Source organism: Kitasatospora sp. NPDC001660 (genome assembly GCF_053596725.1).
In genome coordinates this window covers 435,547-458,864 of record NZ_JBSFGU010000001.1, presented here as the reverse complement: position 1 = coordinate 458,864, position 23,318 = coordinate 435,547, and the positions used below count along the sequence as shown (strand labels likewise).

General features: G+C 70.7%; 18 protein-coding genes and 3 pseudogenes. 9 read left to right on the top strand and 12 right to left on the bottom strand.

Features of this window, described 5'->3' with window-relative positions; all coding sequences use genetic code 11:
- Window positions 1–88: 88 nt before the first annotated feature.
- The 11 genes and pseudogenes from mmsB to ACWCXH_RS01840 all read right to left on the bottom strand — a co-directional run bounded on the left by mmsB (window position 89) and on the right by ACWCXH_RS01840 (window position 11,728).
- Window positions 89–1,324: a multiple monosaccharide ABC transporter permease gene (gene mmsB / locus ACWCXH_RS01890; protein WP_449799332.1), complete on the bottom strand. Its 1,236-nt coding sequence runs from the start codon at window positions 1,322–1,324 to the stop codon at window positions 89–91.
- A 3-nt stretch (window positions 1,325–1,327) separates the two neighbouring features.
- Window positions 1,328–2,875, bottom strand: coding sequence for a multiple monosaccharide ABC transporter ATP-binding protein (mmsA, locus tag ACWCXH_RS01885; protein ID WP_449799331.1), 1,548 nt, complete (start codon window positions 2,873–2,875; stop codon window positions 1,328–1,330).
- A gap of 100 nt (window positions 2,876–2,975) precedes the next feature.
- A complete protein-coding gene (gene chvE / locus ACWCXH_RS01880; protein ID WP_449799330.1) occupies window positions 2,976–4,070 on the bottom strand; it encodes a multiple monosaccharide ABC transporter substrate-binding protein in 1,095 nt (364 codons plus the stop codon).
- Window positions 4,071–4,426: 356 nt separating this feature from the next.
- Window positions 4,427–4,606, bottom strand: a pseudogene (locus ACWCXH_RS01875) (trypsin-like serine protease); the annotation flags it as partial.
- 89 nt (window positions 4,607–4,695) lie between these two features.
- A pseudogene (locus ACWCXH_RS01870) lies at window positions 4,696–4,788 on the bottom strand (alpha-lytic protease prodomain-containing protein); the annotation flags it as partial.
- A gap of 34 nt (window positions 4,789–4,822) precedes the next feature.
- Window positions 4,823–5,776, bottom strand: coding sequence for a LysR family transcriptional regulator (locus tag ACWCXH_RS01865; RefSeq protein WP_449799329.1), 954 nt, complete (start codon window positions 5,774–5,776; stop codon window positions 4,823–4,825).
- Between the two features lie 287 nt (window positions 5,777–6,063).
- Window positions 6,064–6,831, bottom strand: coding sequence for a sensor histidine kinase (locus ACWCXH_RS01860; RefSeq protein WP_449799328.1), 768 nt, complete (start codon window positions 6,829–6,831; stop codon window positions 6,064–6,066).
- Between the two features lie 2 nt (window positions 6,832–6,833).
- Complete coding sequence (locus ACWCXH_RS01855; protein ID WP_449799327.1) at window positions 6,834–7,592, bottom strand: response regulator transcription factor; 759 nt, start codon at window positions 7,590–7,592, stop codon at window positions 6,834–6,836.
- A gap of 421 nt (window positions 7,593–8,013) precedes the next feature.
- Window positions 8,014–9,021, bottom strand: coding sequence for an ABC transporter permease (locus ACWCXH_RS01850; protein ID WP_449799326.1), 1,008 nt, complete (start codon window positions 9,019–9,021; stop codon window positions 8,014–8,016).
- Window positions 9,018–10,592 (bottom strand): sugar ABC transporter ATP-binding protein, encoded by a 1,575-nt coding sequence (locus ACWCXH_RS01845; RefSeq protein WP_449799325.1) that lies wholly within the window; start codon window positions 10,590–10,592, stop codon window positions 9,018–9,020. The genes ACWCXH_RS01850 and ACWCXH_RS01845 overlap by 4 nt, the downstream gene beginning before the upstream one ends.
- Window positions 10,589–11,728: a substrate-binding domain-containing protein gene (locus tag ACWCXH_RS01840; RefSeq protein ID WP_449799324.1), complete on the bottom strand. Its 1,140-nt coding sequence runs from the start codon at window positions 11,726–11,728 to the stop codon at window positions 10,589–10,591. The genes ACWCXH_RS01845 and ACWCXH_RS01840 overlap by 4 nt, the downstream gene beginning before the upstream one ends.
- Before the next feature lie 344 nt (window positions 11,729–12,072).
- Between ACWCXH_RS01840 and ACWCXH_RS01835 the strand changes: the two genes are divergently transcribed.
- From ACWCXH_RS01835 to ACWCXH_RS01795, 9 genes and pseudogenes are all read left to right on the top strand, one after another.
- Window positions 12,073–13,554 carry an arabinofuranosidase catalytic domain-containing protein gene (locus ACWCXH_RS01835; protein ID WP_449799323.1) on the top strand — a complete coding sequence of 494 codons (1,482 nt, stop codon included), beginning with the start codon at window positions 12,073–12,075 and terminating at the stop codon, window positions 13,552–13,554.
- A gap of 140 nt (window positions 13,555–13,694) precedes the next feature.
- Window positions 13,695–14,069, top strand: a pseudogene (locus tag ACWCXH_RS01830) (CehA/McbA family metallohydrolase); the annotation flags it as partial.
- 26 nt (window positions 14,070–14,095) lie between these two features.
- Window positions 14,096–14,386: a PHP-associated domain-containing protein gene (locus ACWCXH_RS01825; RefSeq protein WP_449799369.1), complete on the top strand. Its 291-nt coding sequence runs from the start codon at window positions 14,096–14,098 to the stop codon at window positions 14,384–14,386.
- A complete protein-coding gene (locus ACWCXH_RS01820; RefSeq protein WP_449799322.1) occupies window positions 14,383–14,622 on the top strand; it encodes a hypothetical protein in 240 nt (79 codons plus the stop codon). The genes ACWCXH_RS01825 and ACWCXH_RS01820 overlap by 4 nt, the downstream gene beginning before the upstream one ends.
- Window positions 14,623–14,849: 227 nt before the next feature.
- Window positions 14,850–15,881, top strand: coding sequence for a LacI family DNA-binding transcriptional regulator (locus ACWCXH_RS01815; protein WP_449799321.1), 1,032 nt, complete (start codon window positions 14,850–14,852; stop codon window positions 15,879–15,881).
- Window positions 15,882–16,289: 408 nt separating this feature from the next.
- Window positions 16,290–17,987 (top strand): ribulokinase, encoded by a 1,698-nt coding sequence (locus ACWCXH_RS01810; RefSeq protein WP_449799320.1) that lies wholly within the window; start codon window positions 16,290–16,292, stop codon window positions 17,985–17,987.
- Window positions 17,984–18,655 carry an L-ribulose-5-phosphate 4-epimerase gene (locus ACWCXH_RS01805; RefSeq protein ID WP_449799319.1) on the top strand — a complete coding sequence of 224 codons (672 nt, stop codon included), beginning with the start codon at window positions 17,984–17,986 and terminating at the stop codon, window positions 18,653–18,655. The genes ACWCXH_RS01810 and ACWCXH_RS01805 overlap by 4 nt, the downstream gene beginning before the upstream one ends.
- 12 nt (window positions 18,656–18,667) lie before the next feature.
- Window positions 18,668–20,173 carry an L-arabinose isomerase gene (gene araA, locus ACWCXH_RS01800; protein ID WP_449799318.1) on the top strand — a complete coding sequence of 502 codons (1,506 nt, stop codon included), beginning with the start codon at window positions 18,668–18,670 and terminating at the stop codon, window positions 20,171–20,173.
- Between the two features lie 87 nt (window positions 20,174–20,260).
- The gene (locus tag ACWCXH_RS01795) at window positions 20,261–21,349 is read left to right on the top strand and encodes an aldose epimerase family protein (RefSeq protein ID WP_449799317.1); all 1,089 of its coding nucleotides are present in this window, start codon (window positions 20,261–20,263) and stop codon (window positions 21,347–21,349) included.
- A gap of 112 nt (window positions 21,350–21,461) precedes the next feature.
- Here ACWCXH_RS01795 and ACWCXH_RS01790 read toward each other — a convergent pair whose 3' ends face one another.
- Window positions 21,462–23,159, bottom strand: a complete 1,698-nt coding sequence (locus ACWCXH_RS01790) for a purine-cytosine permease family protein (protein ID WP_449799316.1) — start codon at window positions 23,157–23,159, stop codon at window positions 21,462–21,464.
- Window positions 23,160–23,318: the final 159 nt, after the last annotated feature.

Below are 23,318 nucleotides of genomic sequence, written 5' to 3'. Positions count from 1 at the left end.
AGAGGCGGGCGGAGGGACGACGAACGGGCGGGGAACGACGCCGTGCCCTCAATCACGGTGTGTGGCTCCCCGCCCGCGCTCAGGAGGCTCAGGAACCGGCCTTGCGCTTGTTGTAGACGTCGAATCCGACGGCTGCGAGCAGCACCAGTCCCTTGATGACCTGCTGGTAGTCGGTGCCCACGCCGACCAGCGACATGCCGTTGTTCAGCACGCCGAGCACCAGGCCGCCGATGATGGCACCGAGGACGGTGCCCACGCCGCCGCTGGCGGAGGCGCCGCCGATGAAGGCGGCGGCGATGGCCTCCAGCTCGAAGTTGATGCCGGCCTGCGGCGTGCCGGCGTTGAGCCGCGCGGCGAAGACCAGCCCGGCGAGCGCCGCGAGGACGCCCATGTTGGTGAAGGCGAGGAAGACGACCCGCTTGCTCTTCACACCGGACAGCTTGGCCGCGGCCTCGTTGCCGCCGATGGCGTAGGTGTGCCGTCCGATGATCGAGTTGCGCATCAGGTAGCCGAAACCGACCAGCAGGGCGCCGAGGATCAGCAGGACGATCGGCACGCCGTGGTAGCTGGCCAGCAGCAGCGTGAAGACCACCACGGCCGCCGTGATCGCGGCGAGCTTGACGAGGAACAGGCCGGCCGGGAGGACCTCCAGCCCGTACGAGGCGGTCTGCCGCCGGCCGCGCACCTCCTGCAGGATGGCGACGGCCAGCACCGCGAGGCCCAGCAGCAGGGTGAGGTTGTGGTAGTTGGTTCGCGGTCCGACTTCGGGGAGGAATCCGCTGCTGATGCTCTGGAAGCCCTTGGGGAACGGTGCGACCGACTGGCCCTGCAGCAGGATCTGGGTGCCGCCGCGGAAGAGCAGCATGCCCGCCAGGGTGACGATGAAGGACGGGATACCGAGGTAGGCGATCCAGAAGCCCTGCCAGGCGCCGGCGACGGCGCCGACCACCAGCGCGGCCAGCGCCGCCACGGGCCACGACACGTGGTGCTTGACCATCATCACCGCGGCCGCGGCACCGACGAAGGCGGCCAGCGAACCGACCGAGAGGTCGATGTGCCCGGCGATGATGACGATCATCATGCCGATCGCCAGGATGAGGATGTAGCCGTTCTGCTGGATCAGGTTGGTGATGTTGAGCGGCTGGAGCAGGATGCCGTCCGTCCAGACCTGGAACAGCAGCACGATCAGCGCGAGTGCGACCAGCATGCCGTACTGGCGCACGTTGCCGCGCAGCGCGCGGGCCAGCACGCCGCCGAGGGAGGGGCCGGGGCCGGCCTGCGGCGCCTTCGGGGACGAATCCGGGATGATCTCGGTCGGGGCCATGCCTCACACCTGCTCGTTGCTGGATGCGGCGCTCATGGTCATGAGCCGCATGAGGGATTCCTGGGTGGCGTCGGCACGGGCCACCTCGCCGGTGATCCGGCCTTCGGCCATCGTGTAGATCCGGTCGCACAGGCCCAGGAGTTCGGGGAGTTCGGACGAGATGACGAGCACGGCCTTGCCCTGGGCGGCCAGCTCGGCGATGACGGTGTAGATCTCCGCCTTGGCGCCGATGTCGATGCCCCGGGTGGGCTCGTCGAGGATGAGGACCTCCGGCTCGGCGAAGATCCACTTGCTGAGGACGACCTTCTGCTGGTTGCCGCCGCTGAGGGTGCCGGTCCGGGCGAACACCGTCGGGGCCTTGATGTTCATGGTGCGCCGGAAGGACTCGGCGACCCTGGCCTCCTCGCGCCGGTCCACCCGGCCGTTGCGGGAGAGCTTGCCGAGCGCGCTCAGGGAGATGTTCCGGCTGATGTCGTCGATGAGGTTGAGGCCGAGCTGCTTGCGGTCCTCGGTGACGTACGCGATGCCGTGCGCGATCGCCTCGGGCACCGTCCGGGTGCGGATCTCCCGGCCGTGCAGCCGTACCCGGCCGGCGGCCCACCGCCCGTACGAGCGGCCGAAGACGCTCATCGCCAGCTCGGTGCGGCCGGCGCCCATCAGGCCGGCGATGCCGACGATCTCACCGCGGCGCACGGTCAGCGAGGCGCGGTCCACCACCATGCGCTGCTGGTCGATGGGGTGCCGGACGCTCCAGTCCTCGAGCTCGAAGGCGACCTCTCCGATGTCGGGGGTCCGCTCGGGGTAGCGGTGCTCCAGGTCGCGGCCGACCATGCCGCGGATGATCCGGTCCTCGGAGATGCCCTCGGGGCCGATCGCGATGGTCTCGATGGTCCGCCCGTCGCGCAGGATGGTCACGGCGTCGGCGACCCGGGCGATCTCGTTCAGCTTGTGCGAGATGATGATGCAGGAGATGCCCTGCGCCTTGAGCTCCAGGATCAGGTCGAGCAGCTTGCGGCTGTCCTCGTCGTTCAGCGCGGCGGTCGGCTCGTCCAGGATGAGCAGCTTGACCTTCTTGGCGAGCGCCTTGGCGATCTCGACCAGCTGCTGCTTGCCCACCCCGAGGTCGGCGACCCTGGTGTGCGGGTTCTCGTCCAGGCCGACCTGCCGGAGCAGTTCGGCGGCGTGGGTGAGCGTCCGGTGCCAGTTGATGATGCCCCGGGTGGCGTGCTCGTTGCCCAGGAAGACGTTCTCGGCGATGGACAGGTACGGCACCAGGGCCAGTTCCTGGTGGATGATGACGATGCCGCGCTGCTCGCTGGCCCGGATGTCCTTGAACCGGCAGGGCTCGCCCTCGAACAGGATCTCGCCCTCGTAGCCGCCGTGCGGGTAGACGCCGCTGAGCACCTTCATCAGGGTGGACTTGCCGGCGCCGTTCTCACCGCAGATGGCGTGCACCTCGCCGGCGGCGACGGCCAGGTTGACCTCGGAGAGTGCCTTGACGCCGGGGAACGACTTGCTGATCGACCGCATTTCGAGAACGGGTCCAGCCATGGTTGTGCTTCCGTATCGTTCGGGGGCGGTGCGGTGGCCACGGGTGCTCCGGCCCCGCACCGCCGGTCGGGAGCCGGGCCCGCCGGGCGGGCCCGGTGGACTACTTCAGCTGGTCGGCGGTGTACTGGCCGCTGTCCACCAGGACCTGCCGGTAGTTGTCCTTGTCGACGCTCACCGGCTGGAGCAGCTGCGCCGGGACGGTCTTGGCGCCGTTGTCGTACTGGCTGGTGTCGTTGACCTCGGGCTTTCCGCCGGTCAGCACCGCGTCGCCCATCTGGGCGGCCGCCTTGGCCAGTTGGCGGGTGTCCTTGTAGACGGTCTGGGTCTGCTCGCCCGCGATGATCGACTTCACCGAGGCCAGCTCGGCGTCCTGGCCCGTGACGACGGGCAGGGACCTGGCGGTGCCGTAGCCGACGCCCTTGAGCGACGAGAGGACGCCGATCGAGATGCCGTCGTACGGCGAGAGGACGGCGTCGACGTGGGCCGAGGTGTAGGCCTTGCTCAGCAGGTTGTCCATCCTCGACTGGGCGACACCGCCGTCCCAGCGCAGCGTGGCGACCTGGTTGAAGTCGGTCTGGCCGCTCTGCACGACCAGCTTCTTCTGGTCGATGTACGGCTTGAGGACGCTCATCGCGCCGTTGAAGAAGAAGGTGGCGTTGTTGTCGTCCGGCGAGCCGGCGAACAGCTCGATGTTGAACGGGCCCTTGCCGTCCTTGAGTCCGAGCTTGTCGACGATGTAGCCGCCCTGGAGGACGCCGACCTTGTAGTTGTCGAAGGTCGCGTAGTAGTCGACGTTCTTCGTGCCGCGGATCAGCCGGTCGTAGGAGATGACCGGGATGTGTGCGTCGGCGGCCTTCTGCAGCACGTTGGTGAGCGAGGAGCCGTCGATGGCGGCGATCACCAGCAACTTGGCGCCCTTGGTGATCATGTTCTCCACCTGGGAGACCTGGTTCTCCACCACGTTGTCGCCGTACTGGAGGTCGGTCTTGTAGCCCTTGGCCTGGAACTCCTTGACCATGTTGTTGCCGTCGTTGATCCAGCGTTCCGACGACTTGGTCGGCATGGCGATGCCGACGAGACCGCCCTTGGCGTCGCCCTTGGCCGCGCCGTCGCCGGCGCCGTTGGCGCTCTGGCCGCAGGCTGCCAGGGAGAGGGCGAGACCCGCGGCGACGAGGCCCGCTGAAAGCTTCCGCACAATTCCTCCAGTGATGTTCCGCGACCGGCACGGCGCTGCCTGTTCCTGGGCGGCCGGGAGCGGTCGAGCGGGGGCCCGGCCGGGAGCGGTCCTCGTACCGAGGGAGTGGGTCCGCACGGCTCCGGCCTGGCGTGACATGAAGTGTTAACGCTCACAACGGTCGCGTCAAGAGGCTTCGGATCACCGTTGGATCGCGGTTCGCCGTCGGCCGGTTCGTGTGAACGCCCACCGCGGGCGGGAGGGTTGCCCGGAAGGCCGAGGGGTGAATCTTGGGTGAACGTTTGATGTCTTCCGGCCCTGAAAAAGGTGCCGCCTCCCGCCGGCGGACGGGAGGCGGGCACCGCTCGGAGGGCCGGTCAGCCGGTGGCCAGGGTCAGGCCGTAGGCATCGAGGATCGGGTTGACGGGCTGGAAGTAGGTGGCGCCGCCGGAGGTGCAGTTGCCGGAGCCGCCGGAGGTGACGCCCTGCGCCTGGCTGCCCGAGATGAATGAGCCACCGGAGTCACCGGGCTCGGCGCACACGGTGGTGCGGGTGAGGTCGAGTTGTTGACCCGCGGTTGGGCCGTCAAGCTCGGATCGGCCAGGACCCATGAGTAGTCGTTGCCGGGGAACGTCGCCTGGAGGAAGGCCTCGGTGCGGCCGGCGTCGGTGGACTGGACGACGACGGTGTTCGCGGCGACGTCGACGTACCAGAGCGGAGAGGCCTCGGGCGTGGTGCTGCCCGCGGCGTCCGCGTGTCACGGCGTCCTCGTGTCACGGCGTCGGATGGTCCCCGCGCCGCAGCCATGCCGCGTACGCCGGATTCGCTGCGGCGGCGTCCGCGTGCACCGCCTTGGCGTAGCCGACGACCTCGTCCGCGAGTCCCCACGTCAGCGAGTACGGCACCCAGCCGATCACCTGGCGCCAGCTCAGCTCCGGCGGATCCAGCGGAACCGTCACGACCCCGCCGGTCGGCGGGAACGTTGCCCGGCACAGGGACACCGCCCGGCCTGTCCGGACGAGGTGGAGGCACGAGGCCGCATCGGCCTCGTAGACCGGCAGGGGCAGGAAGCCCGCCCGCACGCAGGTGGCCGCGAAGCACTCCGTGAAACAGTCGCCCCCGGGCGGCAACGCCCAGCGCTCACCGGCGAGTTGCCCGAGTTCCAGTTCGCGTTCCCGCGCCAGGGGATGGTCCTCGGAGAGCACGGCGAACACCGGGTCGACGGCGATCTCCCGCCACTCCAGCCGTTCGTCGCCGAGCGCCTTCTGGTGTCCGCAGAGCCCGGTCAGTACGACGTCCAGCTGCCCGTCCACCACCCGGCTCGCCAATTCCGGTGCCGAGCTCGACGATTGGGTGCTCAGTGCCATCTCGGGCCTGGCCGCCACCAGCCGGTCGACCAGGGCGCCCAGGAGCGGTCCGTGGGTGGCTCCCACACGCAGGCCGCGGGTCTCGCGGGCCGCGTTCGCGAAGCGGGCGGCGTCTTCCTGCAGTTGACGCATGGCGGGCAGGAGCACCCGGCTGCGCTCCAGCACCAGGATGCCGAGAGGGGTCGGCCGCACGCCCTCCCTGCCCCGCTCGAAGAGCCGGCCACCCAGGGCGTTCTCGATGCGTTTCAGCTGGGTGGAAAGCGCCGATTGGGCGAGTCCGAGAAGGTCCGCCGCCTTGGTCACGCTTCCGGCGTCGTCGATGGCTCGGATCATCCTGAGATGACGAAATTCCAACTCCATGACCGCAGAACTATACGTGAGGGAAATGGCGGGAGGTGAATCCCCCGGGTGAAGATTCGGAAGGCGGGCCCGGAGCTTCAATTCCTGGCCGCCGATCGGGCTTTCCGGAAGCGCGAGAGGGCTCCTCCGGTCGCCGCCCGGGGAGGGCGGTTGCCATGCCTTTCCTGCCCCGGGGGGGGAATGCAGGATGGAACTGGCGGTGACCGGAAGAGCCTCTGCGTTGTGTCCGCGAACCGATTAAATCACGGGTGGTCGGGGATTAATCTCAGAGCTCGATCAGAATCGCGTCAGGATTCGACCGGCGGCCGTCCCGGCAGTCGAACGGTGAACCGCGCACCGCGTTCGGAGGGCTCGATCCGCACGGTGCCGCCGTGGGCGTCGACCAAGGCCGCGACGAGGCTCAGGCCGAGCCCACTGCCGGGGGCCGCCTCGCGCCGCCCGCTTCCGTCCTCGTGGCCGGCCGGTGATCCGTGGGCGCGGAAGAAGGGCTCGAAGACGCGCTCATGGAGGGCCGGGGGAATCCCGGGTCCGTCGTCGGCCACGTCGATGCAGGCCCAGTCCGCCTCGTGGCGCAGTCTCACCACCGTGCGGGTTCCCGGGGGTGTGTGATGGTGCACATTGACGAGGAGGTTGGTCAGTACCTGCCGGAGCCGGTGCGGGTCGGCCTGAACCAGGTGGCGACCTTCGTCGATGACGCAGGCGACCGGCCGGCCGGGGTGGCTCACCCGGGTGTCGGCCACCAGCTCGGCGCAGAGCTCGGCCAGGTCGACGGCGACGGGTTCCAGGGGCCGCCGCTCTCCCAGGGTGGAGAAGAGCAGCAACTCGTCGACCAGGGCGGTCATCCGACGGGCTTCCGCCTGCACCCTCGTCATGGCGCGGCGGAGGGCCTGGCGGTCCTCCAGGCCGCCGAGGAGGCTCAGTTGGGCGTAGCCGGCGATCGTGGTGAGGGGCGCTCGCAGCTCGTGGCTGACGGTGGCGAGGAGGTCGCGCAACTCCTCGGCGGCCCGCCTTCCCGGCCGGTCCCCGTTTCCGGATCCTTCGGAAGGCTTCGTCACCGTCACTCCGCTCGCCGGGCGTCGTCGGCGCGCAGTGCGTAGCCGACGCCGCGCACCGTGCGTATCAGTGTCTGATCGGTGTCGCCGAGCTTCCGACGGAGGTAGTAGATGTACGTCTCCACGACGCCGCTGTCGCGCGGGAAGCCGTGGCCCCAGACGTTGGTGAGGATGTCCGTTTTGGTCACGACCTCCTCGGGGCGCTCCATGAGGTACCGAAGGAGCAGGAATTCGGTGGCCGTCAGCTGGACCGGTTCTCCGTGCAGCCAGGCGTCGTGGCTCTTGCGGTCGATTTCGACGCCGCCCGCCTTCAGGCGGCGCGGCGCGGTGTAGTCCGCTGACCGGCGCAGCATTGCGTGGATCCGTACGGCGACCTCGTTCAGGTCGAAGGGTTTGGTGACGTAGTCGTCACCGCCGAGAGTGAGACCGTGGATCCGGTCGTTCACCGAGGTCCGTGAACTGAGGAACATGACGGGGGTCCGCACGTCGGATCTCCGCAGTCGGGCGCAGACTTCGAAGCCGTCCAGGTCGGGCAGCAACACATCCAGCAGGATGATGTCGTGCTTCCGTGTCAGGGCTTGCGTCAGACATTCCTCGCCCGACGTCACGGCATGGGGATCGAATCCGAGGAACCCCAAGCCGGTGGTGAGCATGTCCGCGACTCCGGCCTCGTCCTCCGCGATGAGAACGCGCGGCCGGAAAGCGGAAACGGTGGATTTCACAGGTGCTGGCCCCAGGGTGGTGTCCGGCGCTGACGACACCACGGTAGTTGAATGTTAACGCAAACATCCAGTCCGAGGCCCGGTTTCGCCGGGCCGGGGTGCCACGCCCGGCCCCGGCTGAACCCGTGCGCGGGTTCAGCCCGCAGGCTGGGGTGCCTCGCCGGCGACGCGCGCCAGCAGCGGCCGGGCGGAGGTCTCGCCGGCCGTACTGGTGATGTACTACCGTTGCCCGATCGGGACCCAGGACCTGCGTACCCCTTTGATGACGCTGTCTGCCGCCCAGGTCGGAGGCCTGCGTTGTGGCTCCTGCCTTTTGTCGGCGGCAAGGGTGCCATGAGATGAGGGTGCGCGGCCCGTGCCGGTGCCACCGACTCGCGGACACGGCGAAACCCCTGCCGGGCCTGGGCGGGGGTGTGCCGGGACGCTCGGGGAACGCCGGGATCGTCGGTGATCCGGGGCAGGCTCAGGAGCGCCTCGCCACGTGTCTGGCGCGCAGGCGATCGGCCGTGATGGCCAGGCCGAGCACGCAACCGAGCACGATGTTGGTGTAGTTGGAGTTGACCTGGAGGGTGGTCAGCCCGTTGTTGATCAGCTCCAGCAGGACGGCGCCGGCGACGATGCCCACAACGCGACCCTGCCCCCCGGTCAGGCTGACCCCGCCGATGACCGCGGCCGCGATCGCCGAGAGCTCCCAGCCGACACCGACGCCGCTGGCGGAACCGACCCCCATCCGGCCCAGCACGAGCATTCCGGCGAAGGCCGACACCAGGGAGGAGGCCACGTACATCGACACCACCCGCCGGCCGCCGCGGATGCCGGCCAGCCTGGCGGCCTCGGGGTTGCCGCCGACCGCGTAGACCTGCCGTCCCGCGTAGGTGCGCTCCAGGAAGAACCACGCGGCGGCGGTCACCACCGCGAACAACACCAGCGGCACCGGGATCTGGGCCAGGTAGCTCTGGCCGACGTCGCCGAAGAACGGGGAGATGCCGACGATGGAGGTCCCGGAGGTGATCGCCAGGGTCACGCCCTGCGCCACCGTGTACGTGACCAGCGTGACGACGAACGGAGGCATCCGCAGCCGGGTGACGGCCAGCCCGTGGACCAGCCCGACCAGTCCGGCGATGGCCAGGGTCGCCGGGACCGCCACACCGGCGGGCAGGCCGGCCCGGACGTCGAACCAGGACATGAGGATCACGCTGGTGCCCAGCAGGGCACCCACCGACAGGTCGATGCCGCCGGTCAGGATGACGAGCGATTCGCCGATCGCGATCAGCCCGTACTGGGCGAGATCGGCGCCCATGCCCTGGAGGTTGACCGCGCTCGCGAAGGTGTCCCGGGCCAGCGCGAGCGCCGCGAACACGGCGACGCAGGCGAGGACGACGCCCACCTCGGGCGTGTCGACCAGGACGCGCAGCCGGCTCCGGGCCGGTGCGGGCGCCTCCTCGCGGGCGGGGGCGGTCTCGGTGGTCATGCGTGTTCCTCCGTGCTCGCCGACGGCCGCGGCCGGCTGGTGGCCGCCGTCATGATGCGTTCCTTGCCGAAGTGCTCGCGGGGCAGGTCGGCGACGATCCGTCCGCGGGCCATCACCAGGATCCGGTGGCAGATCCACAGCAGTTCCTCCAGTTCGGACGAGGCGGCCAGGACGGCCAGACCGTCCGCCGCGGCCCGGTCGATGAGCCGGTAGATCTCGGCCTTGGCTCCCACGTCGACGCCGCGGGTGGGCTCGTCGAGCAGCAGGACATCGGGGGCGGCGTGCAGCCACCGGCCGAACACGACCTTCTGCTGGTTGCCGCCGGAAAGGTCGCGGATCGGCTGCTCCTGGCTGCGCAGCCGTACCCCGAGGTCTGCGACGATCCGTTGTGAGCGTGCACGGTCGCCGCCGGGGGTGAGGACGCCGTGCCAGGAGTCGCGCCGCAAGGTGGCCAGCGTCGCGTTCCAGCGCACCGGGTGTGACAGCAGCAGGGACTGCTCCTTGCGGTCCTCCGGCACCAGGCCGATGCCAGCGGCGACGGCGTCGGCGGGGTGGCGCGGGTGGAAGCGGCGTCCGGCCAACTCGACTTCGCCGCCTGTGCGGGGTTGCGCGCCGATCAGGGTGTGCAGCAGCCGGCTGCGGCCGGAGCCCATCAGCCCGGCCACGCCGACGATCTCGCCGGCCCGCAGGTCCAGGTCGAGTGGGCCGAGACCGTCCGCCGTCAGCCCCCGCGCGCTCAGGACGGGACGGGCCGGCGCCGGGACGGGCCGCGCGGCGGTATCACGGGCGAGTTCGCCGCCGACCATCTCGCGGATCATCCGCGCCTCGGTCGCCTCGACCGGGCCGAGGTCCGCGACCAGGCTGCCGCCGCGCAGCACGAGCACGCGGTCGGCGATGTCCCGCACCTCGTCCAGACGGTGGCCGATGAACAGCACCGCGCCGCCGTTCGCGGCGTGCCGCCGTGCGAGGGCGAGGACCTTCCCTGCCTCGACCGGCCCGAGCGAGGAGGTCGGCTCGTCCAGGATCAGGACCAGCGGCCGGTTGCCCCAGGCCTTGGCGATCTCGATCATCTGTCGCAGCGGGACGGGCAGCCGCTCCACGGGCCGGTCGACGTCGACGCCCTCGACGCCGATCTCCGCCAGCAGTTCACGCGCCTCGCGCCGGGTGCCGGCGCGGTCGAACAGGGCCCGGTGTAGCATCCCCGCACCCTGCCTGGCGCGGGTGTGCCGGCCGAGAAGCAGGTTCTCGGCCACGCTCAGCCGCCCGACCAGGGGGAACTCCTGGGCCACGAGAGCAACGCCGAGGGCCTTCGCGTGGTCGGGACGGCCCGGCTGGAGGGGGCGGTCCGCGATCAGGACCTCCCCGGCGGTGGGGGAGACGGTGCCGGACAGCACGCCCATCAGGGTCGACTTCCCGGCGCCGTTCTCCCCGACCACGCACGTGATCTGGCCCCTCATCAGGTTGAGTCGGGGGATGTCCAGCACGGTGACCGGCCCGTAGCCCTTGCGCACCGCGAGCAGGGACGCGGCCACCGCCGACCGGCCGGCCGCGGGGACGCCCACCCCGGTCATCCGGTGATGCCGAGCTGGGACTGCTTGGCCCGGAAGGTGGCGAGGTTGTCCTGGGTGACGACGCCGACGCCGGAGCTCAGGGTGCTGCCGTCGGACTCGAGGAACGGCTTGACGACGGCCATCGTGGCGTCCTTGCCGAGCACCTTGAGCGCGGCCAGCAGATAGGCGCCGGTGTAGCCCTGCTGGTAGGGCGACTGGACGACGGTGGCCTGGATGACGCCCTGCTGGATGAACGTCAGGGTCTGGGCGTCGCTGTCGTCGGAGATCACCTTGACCTTGCCGGTCCGGCCCGCCGCCTGCACCGCCTGTGCGGCCGAGGGGCCGTCGTAGGAGTACACGCCGTAGAGGCCGGTCACGCCGGGGTCGGTCTGGATGGCGGTCTGCGCGTTGGTCAGGGCCTTCGCCGCGTCCATGCTGTCGGCGAGCTTGTTGGCCACCTCGATGCCGGTGCCCTTCAGCGCGTCCTCGAAGCCCTGGATGCGCTCGACGGCGTTGGACGCGGTCAGCGAGCCGACCAGCACCACCACCTTGCCCCGGCCGCCCAGTGCGGCCTTCATCGCCTCGCCCGCCCGCTTGCCGGCCTGGTAGTTCGGGGTGCCGAGGTAGAGCGCGGCGCCGTTCTCGGCGGGCAGCGGCGAGTCGACGGCGAGGACCGGGATGCCGGCCGAAGCGGCGGACTGGATCGGCGACTTGACGGCCGTCGGGTCGATCGCGGAGAGCGAGAAGGCGGAGATGTCCTGCCCGCGCAGGGTCTGGAGGATGGACAGCTGTTGGTCCAGCCGGCCGTTCGCCGGGGCCTGGAAGGCGCCCTTGACCCCGAGGTCGGCGAGCGCCTTGGTGAAACCGGCCTTCCCGGCGTTCCAGTAGTCCACGGCGACGTTGACCACCATGGCCAGGTCCAGCTTGGACAGGTCCTTGCCCTGGAGCGCGGCCTTGAGTGCGGCGTCGAGGCGGCCGAGGTTGTCGTCATTGAAGGTGATGTCGCCCTGGATCGCGGGCACGGCGCCGGAAGCGCCGGTGGGGGTGCCGGAGTCACCGGCGCCCTGCTTGCTGCAGCCGGCGGCCAGGGCCACGACGACGACTGCGGCGGAGGCGACGTGGGCGGCTCTGGACCACCGTCGGAAGGGTGCGTGCATGGGTGGTTCCTCTCGATCTCTGCCGGCGGGTGGGGGAGCCGGTGAAAGGCGCGGCGAATCGGCGCGGGCGATCAGGTGTACCGGTGTGGAGTGTGAGCGCTCACATTGCTCAGCGTCAACTACCGTGCAGCAGCGAAAGGGTGACGCCCTGACGGCGGTGTGTGCCTGTCGGCGATTCCCTCGGTGCGGATCCGTCGAAAGCCTTGACGGCGTACGGTCGGTGAGGGCACTGTCACCGGTCCAGGAACCCTCCACCTCCCGCCCGGGCCGAATTACGTCGCCACGGGCTGGATTGTTAGCGCTCACTTTCCTCTGGCCGCGCTCGACGATGAGCAGGGAGACCCATGAGTGACAACAACAGGACAACCCGTGGAAGCGGCGTGCTGCGCCGCCTCGCCCGCGCCGGGGCGGCTCTCGCCGTCCTGGTCGGCGCCCTGGCCGGCGCCACCGCGACGAGCGGTGTGGCGCCGGCGGCCGCGCAGGGCCCGTGCGACGTGTACGCCGCCGGCGGCACGCCCTGCGTGGCCGCGCACAGCACCACCCGCGCCCTCTACTCCGGGTACGCCGGGCCGCTGTACCAGGTCAGGCGCTCGTCGGACCAGGCGCTCCGGGACATCGGCGTGCTGGGCACCGGCGGCTACGCCGATGCGGCCGCTCAGGACGCCTTCTGTGCCGGAACCACCTGCGTGATCACCGTGATCTACGACCAGAGCGGCCGGCGCAACCACCTCACCCAGGCGCCCGGGGGCGGTGCCGCGTCCGGGCCGGACAACCTCGCGGACGCGACGCTGGCGCCCACCACGCTGAACGGGCACCGGGCCTACGGCGTGTACGTGGCACCGGGCACCGGCTACCGCAACAACCACACCTCGGGCATCGCGACCGGCGACCAGCCCGAGGGGATGTACGCGATCCTGGACGGCACGCATTACAACGGTGGCTGTTGCTTCGACTACGGCAACGCCGAGACGAGCAGCAACGACACCGGCAACGGTCACATGGAGTCCATCTACTTCGGCAACATCAAGGTCTGGGGCTACGGCACCGGCCCGGGCCCGTGGGTGATGGCCGACCTGGAGAACGGCCTGTTCTCCGGGGCCAACGCGGGCTACAACGCCAACGACCCGACGGTGAACCACCGCTACCTGACAGCCATGGTCAAGGGTGCGCCGAACCAGTGGGCGATCCGCGCCGGCGACGCCCAGTCCGGCGGCCTGTCGACGTTCTACTCCGGACCGCGCCCGAACGTGGCGGGCTACAACCCGATGCACAAGGAGGGCGCGATCATCCTCGGCATCGGCGGCGACAACAGCAAGGGCGCCCGCGGCACCTTCTACGAGGGCGTGATGACCGCCGGCTACCCGTCGGAGGCCACCGAGAACGCCGTCCAGGCCACCATCGTCGCCGCCGGCTACGCCAACTCCTCGGCCACCACGGGGGCGTTGCGCGGCACCGGTTCGGGCAAGTGCCTGGACGTGCCCGACGCCTCCGCCACGGCCGGGACGCAGACGCAGATATACACCTGCTGGGGCGGGGCGAACCAGACCTGGACGCGCACCGCTGACGGACAGCTCACGGTGAACGTCTCCGGCAGCACGCTGTGCCTGGACGCATACGGTGGCGGGACGGCCGACGGCACCAAGGTGGTGACCTGGCCCTGCAACGGCGGTGCCAACCAGCAATGGCGCTTCAACACCGACGGCAGCGTCACCGGCGTCCCGTCCGGCCGATGCCTGGACGTCGCCGGGGCGGCCGTCGCCGACGCCACGGCCGTCCAGCTGTGGACCTGTTGGGGCGGCGACAACCAGAAGTGGACCCTCGGATAGCACCCACCCCGGCCGGGACCGGGCTCCGCGCACCCGGGAGCCCCGGCCCGGCCGCCGTCGGTCCAGGGGGCGGGGAACGGGGGAGCGTTCGAGACGGCAGCGCTCTCCCTGGCGTCGTTCAGGGGAACTAGGCTCCCGGAATGGCATTGAGCGACCGTGGCGGGAACCCGTACTCCGAGCCCCGGTTCCCGCCTGCACAGGTGCCCGGCCGGGGGCGGGACTGGTACAGGGGCGACTGCCACGTGCATTCGACGGCTTCCAACGGCGGCGAGCTGACACCGGAACAACTGGTGGCGGGAGCCCGGGCGGCGGGCCTGGAGTTCCTCGCCGTGACCGAGCACAACACGGCGGACACGCACGGCGCGTGGGGCCCGTACGCGGACGGTGGTCCACTGGTGATCCTCGGCCAGGAGGTGACCACCCGGGACGGGCACTGGCTGGCGCTGGGCGTGCGGCCGGGACGGGTGGTCGACTGGGACTACGGCGCGGAGGACGGCGTGATCGGCCGGTACCTGGACGAGGTCCGGCGTGGCGGCGGGTTGTGCGTAGCGGCCCACCCGCACGCGCCGTACGTCTCGGGCGCATTCCAGGCCGAAGGCTGGCCCCGGACATCCGCCGGGGGCGGTGGCGGCCGGCGGTCGGCAACAGCGACGCCCACCCGGCCGACCAGATCGGCATCCCGCACACCGTGGTGCTGGCCGACGAACTGGGTGTCGACGCGGTCCTCGCCGGCACCCGCACCGGCCGCAGCCGACTCGCCGCCTCGGACGACGTCGAGCTGGCGTTCTCGGTGACCTGCGGTGATGGACCGGGATCGGTGAGGCGCTGGTGATCGGCGACGAGCCCGGAGTCGTACGGGTCGAGGTGCGCGGAGTGCCCTCCGGCACCGTCGCCCTGCACGCCGGAAACGGGAGGGTCCACGGAACGTCCTTGCCCGGCGACGGCGCGGGAGCCGCCGAGTGGCCGATGAGTCCGGCGGAAGCAGCGGAATCGGCGCTCGTCCGCGTCGAGGTCCGCTACGCCGACGGCCTTATGGCAGCGCTCACCAACCCGATCGTTCTGCATTGAGCCCAGCCCCGCCCGGTCGGTCGCCGACAGCGACTGTCCGGCCCGCCAGAGTGACGATCTGCGGCAACTGCCTCCATGGCGCTCTTGTGAGCGCTAACTTGGCAGTATCGGCACATGCTGGCGGACCGAAGGCCTGATATGAAGGGGCGCCGCCTGTTGAACCGAGGGTGACGGATTGGCCTGGACCTGGTCGCGTACTGTGGTTCCAGCCGAGGAGGGGACTGCGAGTGGGAACCGACAGCGCCGGGACGGAACAGCGCCAGCCCGTGATGGCGGACGTGGCGAAACTGGCGGGTGTCTCCCATCAGACGGTGTCCCGGGTGCTGAACGGCGCCCCGCACGTCCGGCCCGACACCCGGGACCGGGTGCTGGCGGCCATAAGGGAGCTGGACTACCGGCCCAACTCGGCCGCCCGCGCGCTGGTCACCCGCCGCTCGCAGACCCTCGGCGTGGTCAGCTTCGACTCGACCCTCTACGGCCCCGCCTCGATGCTGGACGGGATCGAGCGCGCCGCGCGGAGCGCCGGGTACTTCGTGAGCGTGACCAGTCTGCGCTCCCTGGACGGCCGTTCGGTCCAGGAGGCCGTCGACCGGCTGCGTGACCAGGGGGTGGAGGGCGTCGTCGTGATCGCGCCGCAGACCTCCGCCGTCAGCGCGGTGGCCCGGCTCTCCAGCTCCGTGCCGCTGGTCGCCGTCGGTTCGGGCAACCAGACCCAGGTGCCCATGGTGTCGGTGGGCAACCGCTCCGGCGCCGGAGAGGCCACCGGGCACCTGCTCGACCTGGGCCACCGCACCGTGCACCACCTGGCCGGGCCGGCCAACTGGCTGGAGAGCCAGGACCGTGAGGAGGGCTGGCGGCTCACGCTGCAGGCAGCCGGGGCCCCCGTGCCGGAGGTGGAGCGCGGCGACTGGAGCGCCCGCTCGGGATACCAGGCCGGTCTGCGGATCGCCGGGCTGCACGACGTCACCGCCGTCTTCTGCGCCAACGACCACATGGCCCTCGGCCTGCTGCGCGCCCTGCACGAGGCCGGCCGGTCGGTCCCCGAGGACATCAGCGTGGTCGGCTTCGACGACATCCCGGAGGCCGCCTACTTCACCCCGCCGCTGACCACGGTGCGGCAGGACTTCGGTGAGCTCGGCCGCAGAGCCCTGGAACTCCTCGTCGGGGAACTGGAGGGCATGGCGCCCACCCGCACCCATGTGCAGATCGCCCCGGAAATGGTGCTGCGCCGCAGCGTGGGCCCCGCCGGGCACCGGTGATCCGGTAGCCGGTACGTGTGGCGGCGCGCCACCGCGCGGACCACTCCGGTCACAGTCGCGCGCCACCCCGGTCGCGGCGGCGCACCACTTCGGCCGCGGTCGTGCGCCTCGGCCGTCCGCCCGGGTCCGGCCCGGCGAACGAAACCTTCCCGCCCGGCGAACGAAACTTCGCTTGACAGCGCATATGTTAACGCTAACAATCCCTGTGAGCGCTCACAAAGGGCGCTCCTCAACTCCGCCGGCGGGCAACGACATCGCCTCTGTCCGTCCGCCGGCGGTCCACCTTCCGCCCTCCCCCGACGGAGCCGGCGGAACGGAGCCTGTCGCTGGTGTGTTCCGCCCTGCCCCGGACTTGGACCGCACCAGCGGCAGGCGACAACACCCGCCTCCCGCACGAAGGATGAGGAAGTGACCGTGGTTCCTGCCGCCCGGGACTCGGAGGGATACGTCGTCGGCATCGACTTCGGCACTCTCTCCGGCCGCGCCGTGGTGGTCCGCGTGCGTGACGGCGAAGAGGTCGGCACCGCCGTCCACGGCTACCCGCACGCCGTCATCGAGCGCGAGCTGCCCGGCACCGGCCGACCGCTCCCGCCCGACTGGGCGCTGCAGCACCCCGCGGACTGGCGCGCCGTGCTGCGCACCGCCGTCCCGGCCGCGCTCGCCGACGCCGGCATCGACCCCGCCCAAGTCATCGGCATCGCCGCCGACTTCACCGCCTGCACGGTCCTCCCGGTGCTCGCCGACGGCACCCCCCTGGCGGAGACGCCCGACTGGGCCCCCTACCCGCACGCCTGGCCCAAACTCTGGAAGCACCACGCCGCCCAGGCCCAGGCGGACCGCATCAACGCCCTGGCACACGCTCGCGGGGAGAAGTGGATCTCCCGGTACGGTGGCCGGATCTCCGCCGAGTGGCAGTACGCCAAGGCCCTGCAGGTCCTGGAGGAGGACCCGGCCGTCTACGCCGCCTGCGCCCGCTGGATCGAGGCCGCCGACTGGATCGTCTGGCAGCTCACCGGCGCCGAGAGCCGCAACACCTGCACCGCCGGATACAAGGGCATCCACCAGGACGGCAGCTACCCGAGCGAGGACTACCTCGCCGCGCTCCACCCGGACTTCGCCGACTTCGCCCGCACCCGCCTGGAGCACCCGCTGTCCCCGCTCGGCTCCCGGGTCGGATCCCTCACCGCACAGGCGGCGCAGTGGACCGGTCTGCCCGAGGGGATCGCGGTGGCGGCGGGCAACGTCGACGCCCACGTCGCCGCGCCCGCCGCACGGGCGGTCGACAACGGCCAGCTCCTCGCCATCATGGGCACGTCGACCTGTCACGTCGTCAACGGCGCCACGCTGGCGGAGGTCCCCGGCATGTGCGGCGTGGTCGAGGACGGCATCGTCGCCGGCTCCTACGGCTACGAGGCCGGCCAGAGCGCCGTCGGCGACATCTTCGCCTGGTGGCTGCGCCAGGGCCTGCCCGCCGACTACCTGGCCGAGGCCGAGCGGAACGGCGAGAACGCGCACGAGCTCCTCACCCGCAAGGCCGCCGCCCAACCCGTCGGTGCCCACGGCCTGGTGGCGCTCGACTGGATGAACGGCAACCGCTCCACCCTGGTCGACCACCACCTCTCCGGCGTGATCGCCGGACTCACCCTGGCCACCCGCCCCGAGGAGATCTACCGCGCACTGCTGGAGGCCACCGCCTTCGGCACCCGCGTCATCGTCGAGGCCCTGGAACGGGGCGGCGTCCCCGTCACCGAGTTCGTCGTCACCGGCGGCCTCAAGAAGAACGAGCTGCTCATGCAGATCTACGCCGACGTGCTGCGTCGCCCGGTGTCGGTCGCCGAGTCGGAGCAGGGGTCGGCACTCGGCTCGGCGATCCACGCCGCCGTCGCCGCCGGGGCCTACCAGGACGTCCGGACCGCGGCCGCCGCCATGGGCCGGGTGCGCCCGGCGGCGTACCGGCCGGACCACGTCTCCGCGGACGTCTACGACCGGCTCTTCGCCGAGTACCGGGCCCTGCACGACCACTTCGGCCTCGGCGCCGACAAGCTCCTGCACCGCCTGCGCGACATCCGAAACGCCGCCCTCACCTCATCGAGCGAGGCTCTGTGAACGCGACCACCGACCTCATCCGCCACCAGGTCAGCGAACTCCACCAGGAGCTGGTCCGCTACGACCTGGTGGTCTGGACGGCGGGCAACGTCTCCGCCCGGATCCCCGGCGAGGACCTGCTCGTGATCAAACCGAGCGGCGTGCCCTACGACGAGCTGTCGGCACAGAACATGATCGTGTGCGATCTGGACGGCAACGTCGTCGAGGGCGACCACTCGCCCTCGTCCGACACGGCCGCGCACGCCTACGTCTACCGCCACATGCCCGAGGTCGGCGGGGTGGTCCACACCCACTCCACCTTCGCCAGCGCGTGGGCGGCCCGGGGCGAGGCCGTGCCCTGCGTCCTCACCGCGATGGCCGACGAGTTCGGCGCCGAGATCCCGGTCGGCCCGTTCGCACTGATCGGGGACGACTCGATCGGCCGGGGCATCGTGGACACGCTCAAGGGCCACCGCTCGCCCGCCGTCCTCATGCAGAACCACGGCGTCTTCACCATCGGCAAGGACGCCAAGGCCGCTGTCAAGGCCGCCGTGATGTGCGAGGACGTGGCCCGCACCGTCCACATCTCCCGGCAGCTCGGCGACCCGCTGCCGATCGCCCAGGCGGACATCGACAGCCTCAACTTCCGCTACCAGAACGTCTACGGCCAGCACCCCGAGGCCCGGTAAGGAGTCACCCCCATGACGTCACTCGCGGGACGCGAGATCTGGTTCCTGACCGGCAGTCAGGGACTCTACGGCGAGGAGACGCTGCGGCAGGTCGCGGAGCAGTCGCAGCGGATCGCCACCGCACTCGGTGCCGACGCCGCCCTGCCGGTCGAGGTCGTCTGGAAGCCCGTCCTCACCGACGCCTCCGCCATCCGCCGCATCTGCCTGGAGGCCAACGCCGAGGACCGGTGCATCGGCCTGATCGCCTGGATGCACACGTTCTCCCCGGCGAAGATGTGGATCGCCGGCCTGGACGCCCTGCAGAAGCCGCTGCTCCACCTGCACACCCAGGCGAACGTCGAACTGCCCTGGCACTCCATCGACATGGACTTCATGAACCTGAACCAGGCCGCCCACGGCGACCGCGAGTTCGGTTACATCCAGTCCCGCCTCGGCGTCGCCCGCAAGACCGTCGCCGGACACGTCACCGACCCCGCCGTGACCGCACGGATCGCCTCCTGGGCCCGTGCCGCCGCCGGCCGTGCCGAACTGCGCGGCCTGAAGCTCGCCCGCTTCGGCGACAACATGCGCGACGTCGCCGTCACCGAGGGCGACAAGGTCGAGGCCCAGCTCCGCTTCGGCGTCTCCGTCAACACCTACGGCGTCAACGACCTCGTCGCGGCCGTGGACGCCGCGACCGACGCCGACGTCACCGAGCTCGTCAAGGAGTACGAGGACGGCTACCACCTCGCGACCGAGCTGCGGGCCGGCGGGGAGCGCCACGAGTCGCTGCGCTACGCGGCGCGGATCGAGCTCGGCCTGCGGGGTTTCCTGGAAGAGGGCGGTTTCAAGGCCTTCACCACCAACTTCGAGGACCTCGGCGGGCTGCGCCAGCTGCCCGGCCTGGCCGTCCAGCGGCTGATGGCCGACGGCTACGGCTTCGGCGGCGAGGGCGACTGGAAGACCTCCACGCTGCTGCGCACCCTCAAGGTGACCGCCACCGGCCTGGCCGCCGGCACCTCCTTCATGGAGGACTACACCTACCACCTGCAACCCGGCCACGAGCTGATCCTCGGCGCGCACATGCTGGAGGTCTGCCCGAGCATCGCGGCCACCACCCCCTCGTGCGAGATCCACCCGCTCGGCATCGGCGGTCGTGAGGACCCGGTCCGCCTGGTCTTCGACGCCGAGCCCGGCCCCGCGGTGGTGGTCGGCCTCGCCGACCTGGGCGACCGCTTCCGGCTGGTGGCCAACGAGGTCGACGTCGTCGCGCCGCCGGCACCGCTGCCCAACCTGCCCGTGGCCCGCGCCGTCTGGAAGCCGCGCCCGGACCTCCACACCTCCGCCGAGGCGTGGCTGACGGCCGGTGCGCCGCACCACACCGTGCTCTCCGGTGCGCTCGGCGCCGAGGAACTGGAGGACCTGGCCGAGATGCTGGGCGTGGAGCTCCTGGTGATCGACGGGGACACGTCCATCCGCCGGTTCACGAAGGAACTCCGCTGGAACCAGGCCTATCACCGCTTGTCCCAGGGGATGTGACCCGCCGACGTCACGCCGACGACGCCCGCCCGCACGGCGGGCGTCGCCCATTCCTCGCACCGCACCGAACGCAATGGAGTAGTACCCGTGCCGAGAGACGCACTCATATCCCACGGCGAAGTGACGGTGACCCAGGAGTCCGGCGCGACACTGCCGGACGGTCGGCGCATCATCCGTTGGACCTTCGGTGCGCCCGAGGGCGTGACGGTGGAGGTGCTGAGCCTGGGCGCCCGCCTCCAGGCCGTGCACGCGCCGGACCGGGACGGGCGGCGGTGCAACGTCGTCCTCGGTTCGGAGAACGTCGAGGACCTGCTCGGGGAGGCCGCGTACTTCGGGGCGACGGTCGGCCGCTACGCCAACCGGATCGCCGGCGGGGTCCTGCCCCTCGACGGCACGAGGCACCGGCTGGCGGCCCAGGACAACGGCCACACCCTGCACGGCGGGCCGGACGGCTTCGCCACCCGGCTCTGGGACGGCGTGGCAGTCCGGGAGGGCCGCCGGGCCGGAGTCCGGCTGCGGCTGCGCAGCCCTGACGGCGACCAGGGATTCCCGGGCGCCCTCACCGCCGAGGTGATGTACCTGCTCGACCCGGCCGGTGACCTCTCCATCGTCTACCGCGCCGCCGCGGAGGCGCCGACGGTCGTGAACCTCACGAACCACGCGTACTTCAACCTGGCCGGCGAGGGCTGCGGAACGGTGCTCGACCACCTGCTCCAGGTCGAGGCCGCGGGATACCTCCCGGTGGACGGGGAACTGATCCCGGTCGGCCCCGTCGTACCCGTCGCCGGCACGCCGTTCGACCTGCGCGAGACCCGGACGATCGCCGACCGCGTCGCCGACGGAAACCCGCAGATCCGCCGCGCCGGCCAGGGCTTCGACCACACCTGGGTGCTCGCCGGGAAGGGCTTCAGGAGGGCCGCCGTGCTGAGCCACCCGGCCAGCGGCCGGCGGATCGAGTGCTTCACGATGGAGCCGGGCCTCCAGGTCTACACCGGCAACCTCTTCGACGGCTCGCTGACCGGCCGCTCCGGCCACCCGTACGCCGCCTACGCGGGCATCGCGCTGGAGACGCAGCACTTCCCGGACTCGCCCAACCGGCCCGAGTACCCCTCCACCGTCCTGCGCCCGGGGGAGGAATACGGCTCGATGACGGTCTACCGCTTCCTTGCCGAGTAAGAGATCCCGAGGGGGAGCACCCGAGGGGGAGCACCCGGTCGGGTGGTGAACGGGGGCGGTGGGCTCGGCGGAGCCCACCGCCCCTTACCGCAGCAGTCGGTGAGACGGGCGATCAGGTAGCCGAGCGGACGGTGGGCATGGCGAGGTCGACCGTGTCGCTGCCGGCTCCGCCCTTCTTGCAGGAGTCGTGGCAGTCCTTCTCCAGGCTGCAGCACAGGGAGCAGATCGCGCCCTGGTGGAAGGGACAGCCGGCGATGTCCGGGCGTTCGAAGTCCTCGGCGCAGACGGTGCAGGTCAGCGTGGCGGCGGAGAGCAGGCCGTCCTCGGTGAAGAGCGGCTCGTCCTGGTCGTCGGTGCGGGCGATGTAGTACCTGCCCTTGGTGAGCACTGCGAGGAGGGGCGAGAGGGCCATCGCGAGGAGGAGCGCGATGAACGGGGAGAACGCGGTGCCGTAGGAGCCGAAGGCGCCGAAGTAGGCGGTGATGGAGACCGCCGAGGCGATCAGCATCGAGCCGAAGCCGACCGGGTTGAAGTTGTGCAGGTGGGCGCGCTTGAACTCGACGTAGGACGGGCTGAGTTCCAGCGGCTTGTTGATGACCAGGTCGGCGACGACGGCGCCGATCCAGGCGATGGCGACGTTGGAGTAGAAGCCGAGCACGGTGTTGAGGAAGCCGAAGACGCCGCCCTCCATCAGTGCCAGGGCGATGCCGACGTTGAGGAAGATGTAGACCACGCGGCCCGGGTGGCGGTGGGTGAGGCGGGAGAAGAAGTTGGACCAGGAGAGCGAGCCGGAGTAGGCGTTCGTCGAGTTGATCTTGATCTGGGAGAGGATCACGAAGAAGGTGGCCAGGCCCAGCGCGACGGGCGCGGCGAAGGTCCTGAAGCCGGCGAGGTACTGCTGGATCGGCTGATCGGCCTTGTCCAGGCCCACGCTTCCGGCGATGGTGAAGGCGAGGAAGGCGCCGCCGATCTGCTTGGCCGCGCCGAGGACGACCCAGCCCGGTCCGGCACCGATCACGGCGCCCCACCACTTCTTCGCGTTCTGCGGGGTCTTGTCGGGCATGAAGCGCAGGTAGTCGACCTGCTCGCCGATCTGCGCGATCAGGGACAGGGCGACGCCGGCCCCGGCGCCGATCCCGATCAGGCTGATCCGGGATCCGGTGGGCGAGTTGCCCGCGAAGTGGGTGAAGGCCGAGAACGTGCCCGGGTCCTGGACGGCGATGGAGACGAACGGGGCGACCATGAGCACCAGCCAGATCGGTTGGGTCCAGACCTGCATCTTCGACAGCGCGGTCATCCCGTAGACGACCAGCGGGAGGATGATCAGCGAGGCGATCAGGTAGGCGACCGGCAGCGGGATCCCCACGCCGAGCTGGAGCGCCTGGGCCATGATCGACCCTTCGAGCGCGAAGAAGATGAAGGTGAAGCTGGCGTAGATCACCGAGGTCAGCGTCGAGCCCAGATAGCCGAATCCGGCGCCCCGGGTCAGCAGGTCCATGTCGATGGAGTACTTCGCCGAGTAGTACGAGATCGGGATTCCGGTCAGGAAGATGACCACCGCGGCGGCCAGGATCGCCACCATCGCGCTGCCGAAGCCGTTGGAGATGGCGATGGAGCCGCCGATGGCGAAATCCGCCAGGTAGGCGATGCCGCCCAGGGCGGTGGTGGCCACCACGTACGGGGTCCAGCGCCTGAACGACTTGGGCGCGTAGCGCAGCGAGTAGTCCTCCAGGGTGCTGTTCTGCGTCCAGTCGTTGTAACGCCTGCCGGACCTTGTTCTCCGCTTCTGCTCTTCGATGGTCTGCGTCACGACTCGTCACTCCTCCGGGGGCGGGGCCAGGGGCCGGGGGACGTTGGCCCGGCCGACGACGGAAGAGTCGCGTGACGTTGTTTCGGGCCAGTTTCCCGGCCATTTAATTCCAGCCGCAAAATCGTCGACCGCATTGGTCGCAGACGAGCTCGTCCACCG